This is a genomic window from Streptomyces celluloflavus (assembly GCA_000720995.1).
In the GTDB taxonomy this organism is placed as follows: Bacteria; Actinomycetota; Actinomycetes; order Streptomycetales; family Streptomycetaceae; genus Streptomyces; species Streptomyces celluloflavus.
In genome coordinates this window covers 1-17296 of the sequence record JOEL01000067.1, presented here as the reverse complement: position 1 = coordinate 17296, position 17296 = coordinate 1, and the positions used below count along the sequence as shown (strand labels likewise).

The 17296-nt window shown below is 72.6% G+C and carries 15 protein-coding genes; 11 read left to right on the top strand and 4 right to left on the bottom strand.

What is annotated here, in order from left to right; all coding sequences use genetic code 11:
• Window positions 1-157: 157 nt before the first annotated feature.
• The 7 genes from IH09_RS33430 to IH09_RS33400 all read left to right on the top strand — a co-directional run bounded on the left by IH09_RS33430 (window position 158) and on the right by IH09_RS33400 (window position 8820).
• A complete protein-coding gene (locus IH09_RS33430; protein WP_052861317.1) occupies window positions 158-1240 on the top strand; it encodes an MBL fold metallo-hydrolase in 1083 nt (360 codons plus the stop codon).
• Between the two features lie 182 nt (window positions 1241-1422).
• Window positions 1423-2325, top strand: coding sequence for an SAM-dependent methyltransferase (locus IH09_RS33425; RefSeq protein WP_052861316.1), 903 nt, complete (start codon window positions 1423-1425; stop codon window positions 2323-2325).
• A gap of 502 nt (window positions 2326-2827) precedes the next feature.
• Window positions 2828-4114 (top strand): prenyltransferase/squalene oxidase repeat-containing protein, encoded by a 1287-nt coding sequence (locus tag IH09_RS33420; RefSeq protein ID WP_110952755.1) that lies wholly within the window; start codon window positions 2828-2830, stop codon window positions 4112-4114.
• Window positions 4114-4836 (top strand): SCO2322 family protein, encoded by a 723-nt coding sequence (locus tag IH09_RS33415; RefSeq protein ID WP_190233486.1) that lies wholly within the window; start codon window positions 4114-4116, stop codon window positions 4834-4836. The genes IH09_RS33420 and IH09_RS33415 overlap by 1 nt, the downstream gene beginning before the upstream one ends.
• Entirely contained in the window at window positions 4833-6176 is a 1344-nt protein-coding gene (locus IH09_RS33410; RefSeq protein WP_240150692.1) for an energy-coupling factor transporter transmembrane component T, read from the top strand. Before IH09_RS33415 ends, IH09_RS33410 begins: the two co-directional genes overlap by 4 nt.
• Window positions 6173-7915 (top strand): ATP-binding cassette domain-containing protein, encoded by a 1743-nt coding sequence (locus IH09_RS33405; RefSeq protein ID WP_052861314.1) that lies wholly within the window; start codon window positions 6173-6175, stop codon window positions 7913-7915. Before IH09_RS33410 ends, IH09_RS33405 begins: the two co-directional genes overlap by 4 nt.
• Window positions 7912-8820: an ECF transporter S component gene (locus IH09_RS33400; protein ID WP_240150691.1), complete on the top strand. Its 909-nt coding sequence runs from the start codon at window positions 7912-7914 to the stop codon at window positions 8818-8820. Before IH09_RS33405 ends, IH09_RS33400 begins: the two co-directional genes overlap by 4 nt.
• Window positions 8821-8893: 73 nt before the next feature.
• Here the strand turns inward: IH09_RS33400 and IH09_RS33395 are convergent, their stop codons facing one another.
• Together IH09_RS33395 and IH09_RS33390 are read right to left on the bottom strand one after the other, a co-directional pair.
• Window positions 8894-10159 carry an alpha/beta hydrolase gene (locus tag IH09_RS33395; protein ID WP_190233485.1) on the bottom strand — a complete coding sequence of 422 codons (1266 nt, stop codon included), beginning with the start codon at window positions 10157-10159 and terminating at the stop codon, window positions 8894-8896.
• Window positions 10160-10444: 285 nt separating this feature from the next.
• Complete coding sequence (locus IH09_RS33390) at window positions 10445-11614, bottom strand: steroid 3-ketoacyl-CoA thiolase (RefSeq protein WP_052861312.1); 1170 nt, start codon at window positions 11612-11614, stop codon at window positions 10445-10447.
• Window positions 11615-11978: 364 nt separating this feature from the next.
• Here IH09_RS33390 and IH09_RS33385 point away from each other — a divergent pair, with 364 nt between their 5' ends.
• The 4 genes from IH09_RS33385 to IH09_RS33370 all read left to right on the top strand — a co-directional run bounded on the left by IH09_RS33385 (window position 11979) and on the right by IH09_RS33370 (window position 16395).
• Window positions 11979-13211, top strand: a complete 1233-nt coding sequence (locus IH09_RS33385) for a cytochrome P450 (protein WP_052861311.1) — start codon at window positions 11979-11981, stop codon at window positions 13209-13211.
• Between the two features lie 989 nt (window positions 13212-14200).
• Entirely contained in the window at window positions 14201-14821 is a 621-nt protein-coding gene (locus IH09_RS33380) for a DUF6230 family protein (protein WP_052861310.1), read from the top strand.
• Between the two features lies 1 nt (window position 14822).
• Window positions 14823-15320 carry a DUF6114 domain-containing protein gene (locus IH09_RS33375; protein ID WP_240150690.1) on the top strand — a complete coding sequence of 166 codons (498 nt, stop codon included), beginning with the start codon at window positions 14823-14825 and terminating at the stop codon, window positions 15318-15320.
• A gap of 337 nt (window positions 15321-15657) precedes the next feature.
• A complete protein-coding gene (locus tag IH09_RS33370; RefSeq protein ID WP_052861309.1) occupies window positions 15658-16395 on the top strand; it encodes a hypothetical protein in 738 nt (245 codons plus the stop codon).
• Between the two features lie 49 nt (window positions 16396-16444).
• Here the strand turns inward: IH09_RS33370 and IH09_RS33365 are convergent, their stop codons facing one another.
• Window positions 16445-16780, bottom strand: a complete 336-nt coding sequence (locus IH09_RS33365) for a hypothetical protein (RefSeq protein WP_052861308.1) — start codon at window positions 16778-16780, stop codon at window positions 16445-16447.
• An 8-nt stretch (window positions 16781-16788) separates the two neighbouring features.
• A partial coding sequence (locus IH09_RS33360) for a cbb3-type cytochrome c oxidase subunit I (RefSeq protein ID WP_190233484.1) occupies window positions 16789-17296 on the bottom strand: 508 nt, incomplete at its 5' end.

The following is a 17296-nucleotide window of genomic DNA, read 5'->3' as shown; positions in this document are numbered from 1 at the left end:
CTCAGGAACTGATACCAGTTCCACTTCGAGGCGTCCACCCTTCCACACCCCCAACTCAAGTGCGCTCAGGACCACTTCAGACATCACCGGACACCTCGCTGAAACCCGTTCTAGCTATAGTGGGCGGGCGAGCAGGTCACGCCGAGAGGGGGCCGGGATGGCGCAGGTGATCGACCACCGGGGCGGGGTGTGGAGCATCGCCGTCCCCATCCCGGACAATCCGCTCGGCCACACCCTCGTCCACCTCCTGGAGACCGACCGCGGACCGGTGCTCATCGACACCGGCTGGGACGACCCGGACTCCTGGGACACCCTCGTCGCCGGCGTCGCGGCCTGCGGATTCGACGTCACCGACCTGCACGGCGTACTGATCACCCACCACCACCCCGACCACCACGGGCTGTCGGCCGCGGTGCGGGAGGCATCCGGCGCCTGGATCGCCATGCACGCCGCGGACACGGCCGTGGTCCGCCGCACCCGCGAGGCCGAACCGGGCAGCTGGCTCGGCTTTCTGACCGCCAAGCTCACGGCGGCCGGCGCACCGGAGGACCATCTCGCACCCCTGCGGGAGGCGCGCGCCAAGAGGCACGGGGCAGTACGGTCCGGTCGCCCGCCCGCGCTGCCGGACCGCGAGATCAGCCCCGGCGCCCTGCTCGGCCTGCCGGGCCGCCGGCTGCGCGCCATCTGGACGCCCGGACATACGCCGGGGCACGTCTGCCTGCATCTGGAGGAGGAGCATCCGGGGCGGGGCGCGCAGGCGGCGGGTGGCGGACCGGTGGCGGCGAGCGGTCCGGGCGCCCGCTTCGGCCGGCTCTTCTCCGGTGACCACCTGCTGCCCGGCATCACCCCGCACGTCGGGCTGTACGAGGACCCGGACGACGCGACGGTCACCGACCCGCTGGGCGACTACCTCGACTCCCTGGAACGGATCGGCCGCCTCGCCCCCGCCGAGGTGCTCCCCGCCCATCAGCACGCCTTCACCGACGCGGCCGGACGCGTACGCGAACTCCTCGCCCACCACGAAGAGCGGCTGGCCGGGCTGCGGACGCTGCTCCGCGACCCGCTCACCCCGTGGCAGCTCGCCGTGGCCATGGAGTGGAACCGCCCCTGGGCGCAGATCCCCTACGGCTCCCGGAACATCGCCGTCTCCGAGGCCGAGGCCCATCTGCGCCACCTGGTGAAACTCGGCCACGCGGAACCGGTGCCGGGCTCCGGCCCCACGACGTACCGGGCCGTGTAGCGCCCTGCCGGACGGCCCGTACCGAGCCACCGGAAGACCGCGCCCAGCAGGCCGTACCCGGCGGAAGCACCGCACGCCGTATCGGCCGGATCGTGCGGCCGGAGGGCCCGCCGTCCCCGCCCCACCGGGGCTAAAATGGGCGCCCTGGGCAATCAGTGATCATTCTCCCCTCGGAGGTCCTCATGGGCGCATTGCGGGGTGTGGCCGCGACGGCCCTCGGCGTGGCCCGTATCCGGGCGGCCGAAAGTGCCCGCGATGACCGGCTGTTCGACGATCCCTACGCCGCCGCGTTCGTGTCCGCGGCCGCGGAGCCGCCCGCCGCCCCGCCCCGTTCCGACGGCTCCGAGGTGTCCGCGGCCCGGTACGACGCGTTCTACCGCGGGCTCTCACGGCACGTCGTGCTGCGCACCCGTTTCTTCGACGACTACCTCCTGGCCGCGACCGGGGAACACGGCATCCGCCAGGTGGTGATCCTCGCCACGGGGCTGGACACCCGCGCGTTCCGGCTGGCCTGGCCCGGCGGCGTACGCCTCTTCGAGATCGACCTGCCGGACGTGCTCGCCTTCAAGCACCGCGTCCTCGCCGAGCAGCGGGCCCGGCCGCGCTGTGCGCGCACCGCCCTCGCCGCCGATCTGCGCAGGGACTGGCCGGCCCCGCTCCGGGCCGCGGGCTTCGTACCGGACGAGCCGACCGCGTGGCTCATCGAGGGCCTGCTGGTCTACCTCTCGGCGGATGAGGCCGCGCGGCTGCTGACCACCGTCGGCGAGCAGTCCGCGCCCGGCAGCCGGCTCGCCTTCCCCGGTGCCGGTGACTTCCGCGGCAGTCCGATGATGGCCGCCGGCCGCGCGATCCCCTCGATGCGCGAGATCAGCGCTCTGTGGAAGGGCGGCCTCTCCGAGGCCGCCCCCGCCTGGCTCGCCCGCCACGGCTGGCAGGCGCACACCCACCCCCGCGCCACCGTCGCCGCTTCCTACGGCCGCGCCGACTGGGTCCCCCCGCACAGCCACACCGCCAGCAGCGGGGCATTCGTCGTGGCCGTACGCGGGGACGGGGAGACAAGCACGGAGCCGGCCGACCTCCGGTGAGGTGCGGGCCGTCGGCGGGGGTGGGGCTCCGGTGCGGCTGGTGCCTGCGGTGCGGCGTGCGGCGTCCGTACGGCCGGCGGCCCCGCGTCCGGTTACGGCCGGCGCCCCATGCCACGTGGCGGGCCGAGCCTCGGGTCCGCGGTCGTACGGGCGAGCGGTTCCGGGCCGGGCGGCGGTTAAAGTGGGCCGGACAACTTCATCCGTGCCCGATCGGGGGAAGCCGGTGGAAATCCGGCGCTGACCCGCAACCGTGAGGACGGCCCGGCCGCACACCGCGGCGCCGGCCGTACGAGCCGGAGCACCCGGTGGGGCACGGTCAAGGCTCCCGCCGCCGGAACCGCCCGCCCCTGCGGACGACCGGTGCGCGGCACCGTCGAGGTATACGGAGCTGAGCCCGGTGCCACCGCGTCCGATCGGAGGACCGGCGCGCGGGTGGGGGCCGAGCGCGGCTGCGTATCCACCGCTGCGAACCGACCCGAGAGGCACCGACCCGATGGCCCCCATGGCCCTTCCCTTCGCCGTCCAGGCACGCCGTGCCGCCACGGCACTGGCCACCGCCGCCGTACTGGGCGCCACCGCTGCCCCCGCCGCGTTCGCCGACTCCGCCGTGCCCGCCGCCGCCTCCCCCCAGCTGCCCGCCGGGCTCTACGGCACCAAGGACCCGCAGTTCGACGGCGTCTGGCGGCAGTCGCTGGCGCTGCTCGCCCAGCACACGGTGGGCGTGCGGCCCGCGACGTCGGCCGTCGACTGGCTCGCCGGGCAGCAGTGCGCCGACGGCTCGTTCACCGCCTTCCGTGCCGATCCGGCCAAGGCGTGCGACGGCAAGACGATGCGGGACACCAACCAGACGGGCGCCGCGGTGCAGGCGCTGGCCGCGCTCGGCGGCCGCGGCGAGGTGGTGCAGAAGGCCGTGGCCTGGCTGAAGTCCGTGCAGAACGACGACGGCGGCTGGAGCTCGATGGCCGGCGCGCCCAGCGACGCCAACTCCACGTCCGTGGTCATCGGCGCGCTCGCCGCGGCGGGTGAGCAGCCGGCGTCGGTGACGTCGAAGAAGGGGAGCAAGACCCCCTACGACTCTCTGCTCGCCCTCCAGCTGGGCTGCGACGCGAAGGAGGGGGAGCGCGGCGCGTTCGCCTTCCAGCCCAAGGACGGCGCGCTGGCCCCCAACGCCTACGCCACCGCGGCCGCCGCGCTGGGCGCCCTGGGCAAGGGCTTCGTCGTCGACCCCGCAGGCAAGGATGTGACCGAGCCGGTCAAGCCGCTGACCTGCGAGGGCGGGGGCACGAAGCAGGCCACGGCCGATCCGGAGCAGGCCGCTTCGGGCGCGGACGCCTATCTGGTCGCGCAACTGGACAAGAACGGCCAGCACCTGCTGTCCGCGATGCCGGGCGCCGAGAGCCGGCCGGACGTCGGCAACACCGCCGACGCGGTCATCGCCCTGGCCGCCGGATCGCACGGCGCGGCCGCGCAGCAGCCGCTGAAGTGGCTGGAGAAGAACTCGGCGGACTGGGCCGCGCAGCACGGCCCGGCCGCGTACGCCCAGTTGGTGCTGGCCGCCCACGCCACCGGCGCCGACCCCCGCTCCTTCGGCGGCAAGGACCTGGTGACCGCGCTCAACGACACCGGCCCCAAGCCGGCCGGCAGCGCGGCGCCGTCCACCGCCCCCGAGAAGGACGCGACCGACAACGACGAAGGCTCCGGCGTGTGGTGGTTCGTCCTCGTCGGGCTCGCCATCGGTGCCGGTATCGGCTTCCTGCTGAGCGGCCTCAGGAAGAAGAACCAGCTCTGATGCGGCGCACCCGGACCTTGTCGCGGCGCGCCCGGATCCTCGGCACCCTGCTGCTGGCCGGTGCGCTCACCGGCCTGGGCGCCGCACCCGCGCAGGCGCAGGAGTACCGCTACTGGTCGTTCTGGGACGGCAAGGGCGGTTCATGGGCGTACGCGACGGAAGGGCCGGCCACCCTGCGGCCGGCCGACGGCGCCGTCGCGGGCTTCCGGTTCACCGTCAGCGCCGACTCCGCCGCGGCCGGTCAACCGCGCGCGGCCGCCGACTTCGACGCGATCTGCGCCAAGACCCCCGCCAAGGACGGCGACAAGCGGATCGGCGTCGTCATCGACTTCGGCACCGCGGCGGACGCGTCCGGCGGCGAGACGCCGCCCCAGGCCAGGACGGAGTGCGCCCGGATACCGAAGGACGGCTCGGCGGGCGATGCGCTGGCCGCGGTCGCCCGGCCGCTGCGCTACGACTCCAACGCACTGCTGTGCGCCATCGCCGGCTACCCGAAGTCGGGGTGCGCGGACCAGGTGAGCGGGTCCGGGGACGCCAGGTCGGGGGCCTCGGCCTCGTCGCCCTCGTCGTCCTCCGCTCCGGCGGCGTCGTCCGGTTCCGGGACGGCGGCCGACGGCGGTGGCGGGGACGGCGGTCCGTCCGCCGGGCTGCTCGGCGGTATCGCGGCCGTCGTCGTACTGGGTGCGGCCGCCGTGTGGCAGGCCCGCCGCCGGCGCGGATGAGCGCCCCGCCGGCCACCCGTACCACCGCGCTGCACGCGGGCGCGTGGTGGCTGTGGGCCCTCGGCCTGGCGACCGCGGCCTCGCGCACCACCAATCCGCTGCTGCTCGGACTGCTGATCGGCGTCGCGGGCTACGTCGTCGCGGCCCGCCGTACCGACGCCCCGTGGGCCCGCTCCTACGGCGCCTTCGTCAAGCTCGGCCTGCTGGTGATCGGCATCCGGCTCGTCTTCGCCTTCGTCCTCGGCTCGCCGGTCCCCGGTACGCACACCCTCGTCACGCTCCCCGAAGTGCCGCTCCCCGACTGGGCGAAGGGGGTGCGGATCGGCGGCCGGGTCACCGCGGAGGGCATGGTCTTCGCGCTCTACGACGGCCTGAAACTGGCCACCCTGCTGATCTGCGTGGGCGCCGCCAACGCGCTCGCCAATCCCGCCCGGCTCCTCAAGTCCCTGCCCGGCGCGCTCTACGAAGCGGGCGTCGCGGTCGTCGTGGCGATGACCTTCGCGCCGAACCTGGTCGCCGATGTGCAGCGGCTGCGCGCCGCCCGCCGGCTGCGCGGCCGCCCCGACCGCGGGTTCAAGGCCCTCCTCCAGGTCGGTGTGCCGGTCCTGGAGGGCGCGCTGGAACGCTCGGTCGCCCTGGCCGCGGCGATGGACGCACGTGGCTACGGCCGCACCGCCCATGTCCCGCGCGCCGTACGCCACACCACCTCGGTGCTGACTTTCGGCGGCCTGCTGGGCGTCTGCGCCGGCACCTACGGACTGCTGGCCGAGGCCGGCGCCGGCTACGGGCTGCCGCTGCTGCTCGCCGGACTCGCCGCCGCGCTCGCCGGGCTGTGGCTCGGCGGCCGCCGCTCCGTACGCACCCGCTACCGGCCCGAACGGTGGGGCGCCCGCGCGTGGCTCGTCGCGGGTTCCGGCATCGCCGTCGCCGCCCTGATGATCTGCGCGAACGGCTACGCCCCCGCCGCCCTCCACCCGCCCGCGATCCCCCTCACCACGCCGGACCTCCCCCTCTGGCCGGCCGCCTCCCTGCTCCTCGGCCTCCTCCCGGCCTTCGTCGCCCCTGTCCCGCCGGGGCAGACGCCGGGGGCGGGGCGGGGGGCGGGGGGCGATAGGGCCGGTGGGCGAGACACGGGCGCCGGGAACGCCGGGGGCCGGGGGGTCTCGTCGGTCGGCGGTGGTGGGTCCGGCGTCGCTGATGCCTCGGTTTCTCCGTCGTCCCCGTCCCCGTCCCCCCTCCCTCCGCCTCCTCCCACCGCGGCGTCCGCTCCCGCCACAGCCCCCGCTCCTGCCTCCGTTCCCCCTCCCCCCGACCCGCTCACGAAGGAGCGCACTCAGTGATCCGGTTCGAGCAGGTCTCGGTCACCTATGGGGACGCGTCGGCGCCCGCCGTCCAGGGCATCGACCTGACCGTTCCCGAGGGGGAGCTGTGTCTCCTCGTCGGCCCGTCCGGCGTCGGCAAGTCCACCGTGCTGAACGCCGTCTGCGGGCTCGTACCGCACTTCACCGGGGGCACCCTGCGCGGCCGGGTCACCGTCGACGGCCGCGACACCCGCACCCACAAACCGCGCGAACTGGCCGATGTCGTAGGCACCGTGGGGCAGGACCCGCTGTCGCATTTCGTCACCGACACCGTCGAGGACGAGCTCGCCTACGGCATGGAGTCGCTCGGCCTCGCCCCGGACGTGATGCGCCGCCGCGTCGAGGAGACCCTGGACCTCCTGGGCCTGGCCGACCTGCGGGACCGCGCCATCACCACGCTCTCCGGCGGCCAGCGGCAGCGGGTCGCCATCGGCTCGGTCCTGACCACCCACCCCAAGGTCCTGGTCCTGGACGAGCCCACCTCGGCGCTGGACCCGGCCGCCGCCGAGGAGGTGCTGGCCGTGCTCCAGCGCCTCGTGCACGACCTCGGGACGACGGTCCTGCTGGCCGAACACCGTCTGGAGCGCGTCGTCCAGTACGCGGACCAGGTGATCCTGCTGCCCGCACCCGGCGCTGCCCCGCTCATGGGCGACCCCGCCGACATCATGGCCGTCTCCCCCGTCCATCCCCCGGTCGTCGCCCTCGGCCGTCTCGCCGGCTGGTCCCCTCTCCCCCTCTCGGTACGCGACGCCCGCCGCAAGGCCGGCCCCCTCCGCGACCGCCTGAGCGCGCTCACACCACCGGCGCGAGGTGCCAAGACGGCCCCGGCCGCCGCGACCACCACCACGAGCAACGCCACAAGCTCCGCCATGGCTGTCCCTCCCCTCGTTCCCACTCCGCCCGCCTCCCCCGCGTCCTCCCTCTCCGTTCCTGCCGCTTCCCCCGTCACCCCCGCTTCTCCCGCCGCTGTCGTCTCGGGGCTCACCGTCCACCGGGGCCGTATCGACGCCCTGCACCGCGTGAACCTCACCGTCCGTCCCGGCGAGACCATCGCTCTGATGGGCCGCAACGGTGCGGGCAAGTCCACCCTCCTCACCACCCTCGTCGGTATGCACGAGCCGTCGTCCGGGACGGTCCGCGTCGGTGACGCCACCCCGCACCGCACCACTCCCCGCACCCTGCTGCGGCATGTCGGCCTGGTCCCCCAGGAGCCCCGTGACCTCCTCTACGCGGACACCGTCGCCGCCGAATGCGCCGCCGCCGACCACGACGCGAGCGCACCGGCCGGCAGTTGCCGTGACCTGGTCACCCGGCTGCTGCCCGATGTCCCGGACTCCGTCCACCCCCGCGATCTGTCCGAAGGCCAGCGCCTCGCGCTCGCCCTGGCCGTCGTCCTCACCGCCCGTCCGCCGCTGCTCCTCCTCGACGAGCCCACTCGCGGCCTGGACTACGCGGCCAAGGCTCGCCTGATCGAGCTGCTCCACGCACTGGCCGCCGAAGGACACGCCATCGTCCTGGCCACGCACGATGTGGAACTGGCCGCCGAACTCGCCCACCGCGTCGTCATCCTCGCGGACGGCGAGATCGTCGCCGACGGTCCCACCGACGAGGTCGTCGTCTCCTCTCCCTCCTTCGCCCCACAGGTCTCCAAGGTCCTCGCTCCGCTGCCATGGCTGACCGTCTCCCAGGTCGCCCGCGCCCTGGAGGCCCGCGCATGACCCCCGACCGTCCCGAACCACGGCACCGTCCCGAACCGCAGGGCCGCCCCCACCCGCAGCGCGGCCCGGAGGCCGGGACCCCCGGTGGCCGGCAGGCCCGCGCCGTCCGGCTCGGGCCCCGGTCGATCGGCGCCCTGGTTCTCATCTCGGCCATCGGCGTCATGGCGTTCGGATGGCCGCTGCTCGCCGACTCCTCCTCCGGGCTCGCCCACTCCAAGGACGCTCCCTGGCTCTTCGCCGCACTGCTGCCGATGCTGCTCGCCGTCGTCGTGGCGACCATCGCCGACACCGGGCTGGACGCCAAGGCCATCGCCATGCTCGGGGTACTGGCCGCGGCGGGAGCCGCGCTGCGGCCACTCGGCGCGGGCACCGCCGGCATCGAGCCGATGTTCTTCCTGATGGTGCTGGCCGGCCGGGTCCTGGGCCCCGGGTTCGGCTTCGTGCTGGGCTCCGTGGCGATGTTCGCGTCGGCACTGCTGACCGGCGGTGTGGGTCCCTGGATGCCGTTCCAGATGCTGACGATGGGCTGGGTGTCGATGGGCGCGGGCCTGCTGCCGGGCCCCGACCGGCTGCGCGGCCGCCGCGAACTGGCCATGCTGGCCGCCTACGGAGCCCTCGCGGCCTGCCTGTACGGCCTGATCATGAATCTCCAGGGCTGGCCCTACATCGGCGGTATGGCCTCCGGGGTGTCCTTCGTACCCGGCGATCCGCTCCACGAGAACCTCGCCCGTTTCCTCACCTACTGCCTGGCCACCTCCCTCGGCTGGGACCTCCCCCGGGCCTTGATCACCGTGGTCCTCACCTTCGTCCTGGGCGGCACGGTCCTCAAGGCTCTGCGCCGTGCCACCCGCCGCGCCGCCTTCGACGTCCCCGTCTCCTTCGCGCCGGGCCCGCCCTCCCCGTAGGGCGGGCCATCGCTCTCCCCGTAGGGATCGCCGCCGCACTCCCGGACCGGCCGGCGCTCCCCCGGGCCCGGTCTCAGCGGGCCATCGGGAGGGTGCGGGCTATGGACGGCTCCGAGCGGCGGAACGAGGTGTAGTGGTTCGCGTCGGCGCCCTGGTCGATGACGGTGGGCCTGACGCCGTGGTGCGTCAACTGCCGTGCGCAGCTGAGAGTGTTGGCCTTGGGGACGTCGCGGTCTCCGGTCGCGGTGTAGAGAGTGATCCGGACATTCCGGTCCGGTGTCCAGTCGCAGGTGTGGTCGTTGGCGCGCAGCAGGTGCAGCAGGACTCCGGAGGGGTGCTGGAGTTTCCGGTACCAGTCGTCCGTCAGCAGGTCTTCGAGGCGGGCGGGCAGTTTGCCGGCCGTTTCCTCCGCCGGGTGGTCGCCGTCGAAGAGGTCCTCGACGCGGTCCGCGTACGGGGCCCGGAACACCTCGCTCGGGTCGCCGTAGAGCGGGTGCAGACGGTTCTGGGCGGTGAGGAAGAAGGCGACGTAGAAGACGGCGGACTGGGCACCGATGCGGCCGTCGAACATACCGGGCAGTTCGGCGTGCTCCAGGTCGTACGGTCCGGCGACCGGTGCGAGCGTGCCCAGCCGGAAGCGCGGATCGGCGCCCCGGGCCAGCTCCCGGCCGAGCGCCATGGCCACCTGCCCGCCCTGCGAGAAGCCCGTCACAGCGACGTCGCGGTCGAAGGCCGTGCCCAGCCCCGGGGCGGCGGAGCGAGCGGCCCGGAGCATGTCGAGCGAGGCCGAGACCGAGGACCGCGTGTCCATATAGGGGTGGCGGCCGGGGCCCGTGCCGAGGCCGAGGTAGTCGGGGGCGATGGCGGCACGGCCCGCCGAGGCGTACAGCACCGATACCGCTCGGTCCACCCCCTGCCCTACCGAGGGCGCGTATCCGCGGTAGGACAGTGTGCCGTGGGCGTGGACCACGGGCGGCAGTTTGCGGCTGCCGCCGGTCGGCAGGGCGAGGAGTCCGGATGCGGTGGTCGGTCTGCCGTCCGGGGTGATCGTGCGGTAGGTCAGCCGGTATGCGGCGACGCCGTACCGCGCGGTGGCCGCGTCCAGACCCGCTTCCTCCGCCTGGGCCACGATCTCGGCACGGTCCTGTATGCCGAGGGGGGTGAGGGACAGCAGTGCACCGCGCCCCCGTCCGGCGTGCGAGGCGTCCGGGACGGTGACGGCCTGCGCGGTCGGCGTACCTGTCGGCCGCCCCGCGGCGGGCGGCGCGACGGCGAGCGCCGGAGCCGCGGTGAGCGCCGCCAGGAGAAGGGCGGCGCCGGCGGCCAGCCCGCCGCGCACCCGATGCGCCCGACGCCCGCCCCGCACACGCCGTACGCGCCGTTCGAGCCGCGCCCCCTCGCTCCCGCCCGCTCCCTCACCCGTCCTCACGCCCGATCCCGCTCCCGGCATCGGCTCCGCTTCCGGCATCGGCGTCGTCCCCGGCACAGTTGAATTCCGCTGATCTTTCGTCATGTCTGCGACGGTACGGGGATTCCGGGCCGGGCAGAATGCGGTTTCCCACCCAACTCGACTGTGGTTTTCCACGGGTTGGGAGAGCGGATCGCGGCCGCACCATCGGGCTTCCTACAGCCGCTGAATGATCGTTCCGGTGGCCAGTGCACCGCCCGCACACATGGTGATCAGGGCGAATTCCTTGTCCCGGCGCTCCAGTTCGTGCAGCGCGGTGGTGATGAGGCGGGCGCCGGTGGCCCCGACGGGGTGGCCGAGGGCGATCGCGCCGCCGTTCACGTTCACCTTCTCCAGGTCCTGTTCGAAGACCTGCGCCCAGGAGAGGACCACGGACGCGAAGGCTTCGTTGATCTCGACGAGGTCGATGTCCTTGAGGGACATACCGGCCTTGCCCAGTACGGCGCGGGTCGCGTCGATCGGGCCGTCCAGATGGAAGTGCGGATCGGAGCCGACCAGCGCCTGGGCCACGATGCGGGCCCGCGGCTTGAGCCTGAGGGCGCGCGCCATCCGTTTGGAGGCCCACATCACCGCGCTCGCGCCGTCGGAGATCTGCGAGGAGTTGCCCGCCGTGTGGACGGCGTCCGGCATCACGGGTTTGAGGCCGCCCAGCGCCTCCATGCTGGTGTCGCGCAGTCCCTCGTCGCGGTCGACAAGCCGCCACATGCCCTGCCCCGCGGCCTGCTCTTCCTCGGTGGTGGGGACCTGGACGGCGAAGGTCTCCCGCTTGAAGCGTTCCTCGGCCCAGGCGGTGGCCGCCCGCTCCTGGGAGATCAGTCCGAGCGAGTCGACGTTCTCGCGGGTCAGCCCCCGGTTGCGGGCGATGCGTTCGGCCGCCTCGAACTGGTTGGGCAGGTCGACGTTCCACTCGTCGGGCCAGGGCTTGCCGGGGCCGTGTTTGGAGCCGCTGCCGAGGGGCACCCGGGACATCGCCTCGACGCCGCAGCCGATGCCGACGTCGATGACACCGGCCGCGATCATGTTGGCGACCATGTGGTTGGCCTGCTGGGAGGAGCCGCACTGGCAGTCCACGGTCGTCGCCGCGGTCTCGTACGGAAGGCCCATCGCGAGCCAGGCGTTGCGCGCCGGGTTCATGGACTGTTCGCCGGCGTGCGAGACCGTGCCGCCGACGATCTGCTCGATGCAGTCGGGCTGAATGCCCGTACGGGCGAGGAGTTCGCGGTAGGTCTCGCCCAGGAGGTAGGCCGGGTGGAGGTTGGCGAGCGCGCCGCCGCGCTTGCCGATGGGCGTGCGTAAGGCTTCGACGATGACGGGTTCCGCGGCCATGGCTGACGTGTCCTCTCCTCGCGCCCGCGGGTGTCGCGGCACCCGCAGCAGAAGAACTAGTACGCGTTCTAGTTCTGCGAACAGTCTCATGAGCGGCACCCCGGGGCGCAAGGGGCGCGCACCGCCCTTGTCCGCCCAGGACCGGCTTGCCCCTTGCCACTTGCCGGGCCCGTCACTACCTTCACCGCGACATCCGATATCTGATGTCCCGTCAGGCTGCCGTACGGCCGGACCACCGGTCGCCGACCGCCGGACCACCGAAACCCCATCCCACCGAACCCTCAGGCCACAGGACTGTCGGACCGCCCCAGGACTGTCAGGCCACAGGACATCCACCGGACCCGGAGCGGACCAGGAGTCGCCGATGCCATGCCCAACGTTGCCCGAAGGATTCGACTTCACCGATCCCGACGTCTATCAGTCCCGCGTACCGCTGCCGGAGTTCGCGCGGCTGCGGCGGACCGCGCCCGTCTGGTGGAACGCCCAGCCACACGGCATCGCCGGGTTCGGGGACGACGGCTACTGGGTCGTCACCCGCCACGAGGACGTCAAAGAGGTGTCCACCAAACCGGAGATCTTCTCCGCGAACCTCAACACCTCGATCATCCGCTTCCACGCGTCCCTGACCCGCGACCAGATCGACGTACAGAAGCTGATCATGCTGAACATGGACCCGCCCGAGCACACCCGGGTCCGCCAGATCGTGCAGCGCGGCTTCACCCCGCGCTCCATCCGCGCCCTGGAGGACGCCCTGCGCCACCGGGCGGCGCGGATCGTCGCCGAGGCACGGCAGCGGCCCACCGGGAACTTCGTCACGGACATCGCCTCCGAACTCCCCCTCCAGGCGATCGCCGAGCTCATCGGCATCCCCCAGGACGACCGGGCCCGCATCTTCGACTGGTCGAACAAGATGATCGCGTACGACGATCCCGAACTGGCCATCACCGAAGAGGTCGGTACCGAAGCGGCCATGGAACTGATCTCGTACGCGATGAACCTCGCCGCGGCGCGCAAGGAGTGCCCGGCGAAGGACATCGTCAGCCGGCTGGTGGCGGCGGAGGACGAGGGGAATCTCGGCTCCGACGAGTTCGGGTTCTTCGTGCTGCTGCTGGCGGTCGCCGGCAACGAGACGACGCGTAACGCCATCACGCACGGGATGCACGCCTTCCTCACCCACCGCGACCAGTGGGAGCTCTACAAACGCGAGCGCCCCGCGACGGCGGCCGAGGAGATCGTGCGGTGGGCGACGCCGGTGGTGTCCTTCCAGCGCACCGCGACGCAGGACACCGAACTGGGCGGTGCGGAGATCAAGCAGGGCCAGCGCGTCGGGATCTTCTACGCCTCCGCCAACCACGACCCCGAGGTCTTCGACCGCCCCGAGCTCTTCGACATCACCCGCGACCCCAACCCGCACCTGGGTTTCGGTGGCGGCGGACCGCACTTCTGCCTCGGCAAGTCCCTCGCCGTTCTGGAGATCAACCTGATCTTCCATGCCATCGCGGACGCCATGCCCGGTATCTCCCTGGCGGGCGACCCGCGCCGGCTGCGCTCCTCCTGGCTCAACGGCGTCAAGGAACTTCAGGTCCGGTACGGCTGACCGGGGGCCGGACCGCGGGCCGGACCGTCCTGGTGGACGGACCCCTCGGCCCGCCCGGCCCTCTCAGCTCCCTCGGCCCGGCACAGGCGATGGCCCGGAAAGGGTCCTGTGAAGAGGCCGTGGAGATCGCTCCCGATGACTCGACGGCGATGTTCGGCCATGCGGCTACGGACACCGCCGTCCGCCGCGCCGTCAAGTCCGGCCGCCCCGGCGACGACGGGCACACCGTCACGCGCTCCGCCGGCATCCACCGGCCGCCGGCCCCATCCTGGTCAAGGAGGGTGCGCGACCGGCGGCGGTGCCGGCGGCGCGGTCGGCCGACGCGTACGCCCGGTCCCGGGCGAGTACGCTTGCCGACCATTTACGTCCGATATCCGCACACATGCGATCGGCCCGGCGGCCCGGAGCAACGCCCCCCCGGCCAGTTCGGCGCCCACCGGCCGGGCGGCGGAATCGCCTCATCCGGCGGCACATGACGTGGTCAGCGCGGCAGGCGCGCCTGCCGCGGAGCGCCGGCGCGGGACCGGACAAGGCGGACCGCCCGGCCACGGCGAGGGCCACGGCGCGCAGTAGTCCGAAAACGGTCGTCCCCTCAACCTTGCCCGCGGTCATCGGCCGTCTTACATTCAACTCACATTTCAACTCGCCAGTAACACCCGGCGGTTAACTACGTTCCAGGCACGTTCACCAGACGCACAGCACGAGTTCGGCACTGGTTCGGCAGGCGATCCGTACGCAGTCGGTACGCATGTCGCACAAGTTCGGAACAAGTTCAGTACGAGTTCGGCACAGAGAGTCGCACAGTCGATCACAGCGTATGGATGGTCGGCCCCTGCGTGGGACAGAGCCGCACGCTCTCCTCATGTGCTGATGCGCTCGGCTCGCCTGCCCGGTCGGCCGGTGCATCCGTACGGTCCGTCCGCAGCGCCACGCACTCCCCCACACGTTTCGACAGCGCGATCCACCGCTCTTCGAAGGGGACACACGTCATGAAGGACGCAAACGGCAGACACGTCACGGGGCGCATCAGCTGGCGGAAGTTCGCCGTGCTGTCCGTCCCGGCCCTGGCCGGCACCGCGGCGCTGGGCATCGCCCTGGCCAACGGGGCGCTCGCGGCGTCGTTCGCCGTCTCGGGGCAGCAGTTCAAGGTGTCCGCCGACAGCCTCAAAGGCGACGGATTCGCCCAGTACGGCAGCGTGGACGCGAACGCCAGGGGCGAGCTCCTGCCGGTCGCGGTCACCGCCATCAAGACGGCCGAGCTGCGGAACCTCTGCCAGTCGGTCGTCACCCACCTGCCGGTCATCGGCGACATCTCGCTCAACCTCACCGCCGGCACCGGGAGCACACCGGTCAAGGCTGCCGACCTCTTCGTGGACGCCACCCAGCTCTCCGGCAACGCGTCCTTCCACAACATCGAGATCGGCCGGGACGCCTCCACGCTGGACAAGGGGCCGTCCACCGCCCAGGGCATGCAGGATCTCTTCTCCCAGCAGGCCGACGACGTCACCATCACCAAGCTCCACCAGACCGCCTGGGCGACCAACGCGGGCACCTTCAATCTCACCGGCCTGAGCATGAAGGTCTCCAAGGGCAAGAAGGAATGCTACTGATATGGCGGCCGCCACCCACCGGGACTCCGGAAGCCTGACGGACCGTGACACCCGTCCCGGGGCGTGGCGCCGATGGCGGCGCTGGCGGAAGGGCCGTCCGTTCTGGGGCGGCCTGGCGGCCGTCATCGCCGGGGCGGAGATCTGTGCCATCCCGCTGGCGCCGCTGAAGATCATGCTTCAGCAGGGCATCGCCGGTATCCCGTCCGTGCTGATGGGGCTGGTGATGATCCTGATGGGGCTCTCGGCGTGGTTCGCACCGCACTACCGGGGCCTCGTGGGCATCCTCACCGTCCTGTGCGCGATGGCCTCGCTGGTGATGTCCAACCTCGGCGGCTTTCTGATCGGCACCGTCATCGGCATCCTCGGCGGCGCGATGATCTTCGCCTGGCGGCCGGTCCCGGCATCCGGGCCCGCGGCGGCCGCCGGTTCCGCCGACGCCCCACCCGGTGAGCCGGACACCGCCACGGCCGCGCCCGCGCCCGCCGTCACCGAGCAGTAGCGAGCGGCCCGCCACGGCTCGTCCACGTCTTCGGCCGGCGCCCGCGCCCCGCGGGTACGCGTACCACCCGCCCGGCCGACGCCCGTTCGTCGGCGCACCCCGCGCCGTACGCGTACCGCCGCGCCCCTGAGGCGTACCTACGGACCGGCCCGCGCGCGTCCGGCTGCCTGCTTTTCGGCCTGCCCCTCTGTCGGCCCCGCCCGCTACTACGCACGCCCCGCAGCGCGTGCCGCGGGCCGCAGCCGCACCACTGGCACCACCCACAGCCGCACCACCCGCACGCGCACCACCGCACTCACACCGCACGCACCCGTATCGCCCCAGAAGGAGACCCGAAATGACCCAGACAACAAAGGTGACCGGCAGGGCACAGCGGACGTACTCCGCGCGCCATCCGCGCGCTCGGGCGCTGTTCGCCGCCGGCACGGGAATCGTCGCGGCCGCCGGGCTGTCGATGGCGGTGACCGGTTCGGCGGTGGCGCAGCCCGCCGGGGCGCAAGCCGGGGCGGGGTCCGTCGCCGCGGCGTCCACGACCGTGAGCCCGGCCGGCCACAGCTTCGCCGCCGCGCTCAGCGGCAAGGCCACCTTCAAGGCCGGTTCGGTGACCGTCACCTGCGCCGTGTCCAGCTCCACCGGGCAGGTCCCGGCCGCGCCCGGCAACCAGAACGCGTCCGGTCCGGTCAACAGCAACAGTTCCGCGGCGACCTACAGCTCCTGCACCACGAGCCTGCCCGGCGTCACCGCCACCGTCAGCACCTCGGGCAACTGGGGTGTCTCGATGCAGAACGGGTCGCCGGTGACCGCCGGACTGACCATTCCCACCGGCGGGTTCGTCCTCCAGACCAGCGGGCTGGCGAGCTGCACGGTGACCGCCGCCCCCACCGGGGCGGCGACGGTGAGCGGCACCTGGACCAACGGCGCGCCGTCCACCCTCGCCTTCGTCAACGCGTCGGTGCCGGTCACGGTGATGGGCGGTTTCGGCTGTCCGACCAGCGCGACCACCTCCGTCTTCAACGCCACCTACCAGGTCACCGACGTCACCGATCCGTCGTCGCAGATCACCGTCACCGGCTGAGCGGGGCGTGGCAGCCGTTGGCCTCCACGCCCCGCTCACCACGCCGCACTCAGCGCGCGGTGAGGCCAACGGCCGCCACGGTCACCAGCATCACCACGGCGACCGTTCCCATCAGGAACCCCGTGACCAGGCGCCGGCGCAGCACCCGGTAGACGCCTTCGTATTCGGCCCGCAGGGCGGTGCTGCGCGTCGCGATGCGCTCAAGATAGGCCCGCGACACATCACCGTGGTCCTGGCGGTAGCGGAGTTCCACTTCCCTGCGCTGGGAGTCGGTGAGCCAGGGCAGGCCCGCGCAGAAAGCGTCCGCGCGGGTGCGCGCCCGGTCCTTCTCCGCCTCCCAGAGCAGAAATCCCTCAATCTCGTTGACGGCCGCTTCGGTACTCATATCGCTGCTCATACGAGGGCGCCTTTCTCGTCTCCGGGCTCCAGCTCATGCGATCCGATCTCGGGGTGGTGCAGATCGAACGCCGGGGATTCGGAGCGAATACGCGGCAGGGTCAGGAAGTTGTGCCGCGGGGGCGGGCAGGACGTCGCCCATTCCAGCGAACGGCTGTATCCCCAGGGGTCGTCGACCTCGACCTTCTTGCCGTACTTCGCGGTCTTCCAGACGTTGTAGAAGAACGGCAGGATCGACAGGCCCAGCAGGAAGGAGAAGATCGTCGACACCGTGTTCAGCGCGGTGAATCCGTCGGCCGCCAGATAATCGGGGATACGGCGCACCATGCCTTCGGCGCCGAGCCAGTGCTGGACGAGGAAGGTGCCGTGGAATCCCACGAACAGCGTCCAGAACGTGATCTTGCCGAGCCGCTCGTCCAGCATCTTGCCGGTGAACTTCGGCCACCAGAAGTGGAATCCGGCGAACATCGCGAAGACGACCGTGCCGAAGATGACGTAGTGGAAG

Coding starts and splice junctions, on each gene's coding strand:
- IH09_RS33430 (WP_052861317.1), top strand. CDS start 158: ATGGCGCAGGTGATCGACCACCGGGGCGGGGTGTGGAGCATCGCCGTC.
- IH09_RS33425 (WP_052861316.1), top strand. CDS start 1,423: ATGGGCGCATTGCGGGGTGTGGCCGCGACGGCCCTCGGCGTGGCCCGT.
- IH09_RS33420 (WP_110952755.1), top strand. CDS start 2,828: ATGGCCCTTCCCTTCGCCGTCCAGGCACGCCGTGCCGCCACGGCACTG.
- IH09_RS33415 (WP_190233486.1), top strand. CDS start 4,114: ATGCGGCGCACCCGGACCTTGTCGCGGCGCGCCCGGATCCTCGGCACC.
- IH09_RS33410 (WP_240150692.1), top strand. CDS start 4,833: ATGAGCGCCCCGCCGGCCACCCGTACCACCGCGCTGCACGCGGGCGCG.
- IH09_RS33400 (WP_240150691.1), top strand. CDS start 7,912: ATGACCCCCGACCGTCCCGAACCACGGCACCGTCCCGAACCGCAGGGC.
- IH09_RS33390 (WP_052861312.1), bottom strand. CDS start 11,614: ATGGCCGCGGAACCCGTCATCGTCGAAGCCTTACGCACGCCCATCGGC.
- IH09_RS33385 (WP_052861311.1), top strand. CDS start 11,979: ATGCCATGCCCAACGTTGCCCGAAGGATTCGACTTCACCGATCCCGAC.
- IH09_RS33380 (WP_052861310.1), top strand. CDS start 14,201: ATGAAGGACGCAAACGGCAGACACGTCACGGGGCGCATCAGCTGGCGG.
- IH09_RS33375 (WP_240150690.1), top strand. CDS start 14,823: ATGGCGGCCGCCACCCACCGGGACTCCGGAAGCCTGACGGACCGTGAC.
- IH09_RS33370 (WP_052861309.1), top strand. CDS start 15,658: ATGACCCAGACAACAAAGGTGACCGGCAGGGCACAGCGGACGTACTCC.
- IH09_RS33365 (WP_052861308.1), bottom strand. CDS start 16,780: ATGAGTACCGAAGCGGCCGTCAACGAGATTGAGGGATTTCTGCTCTGG.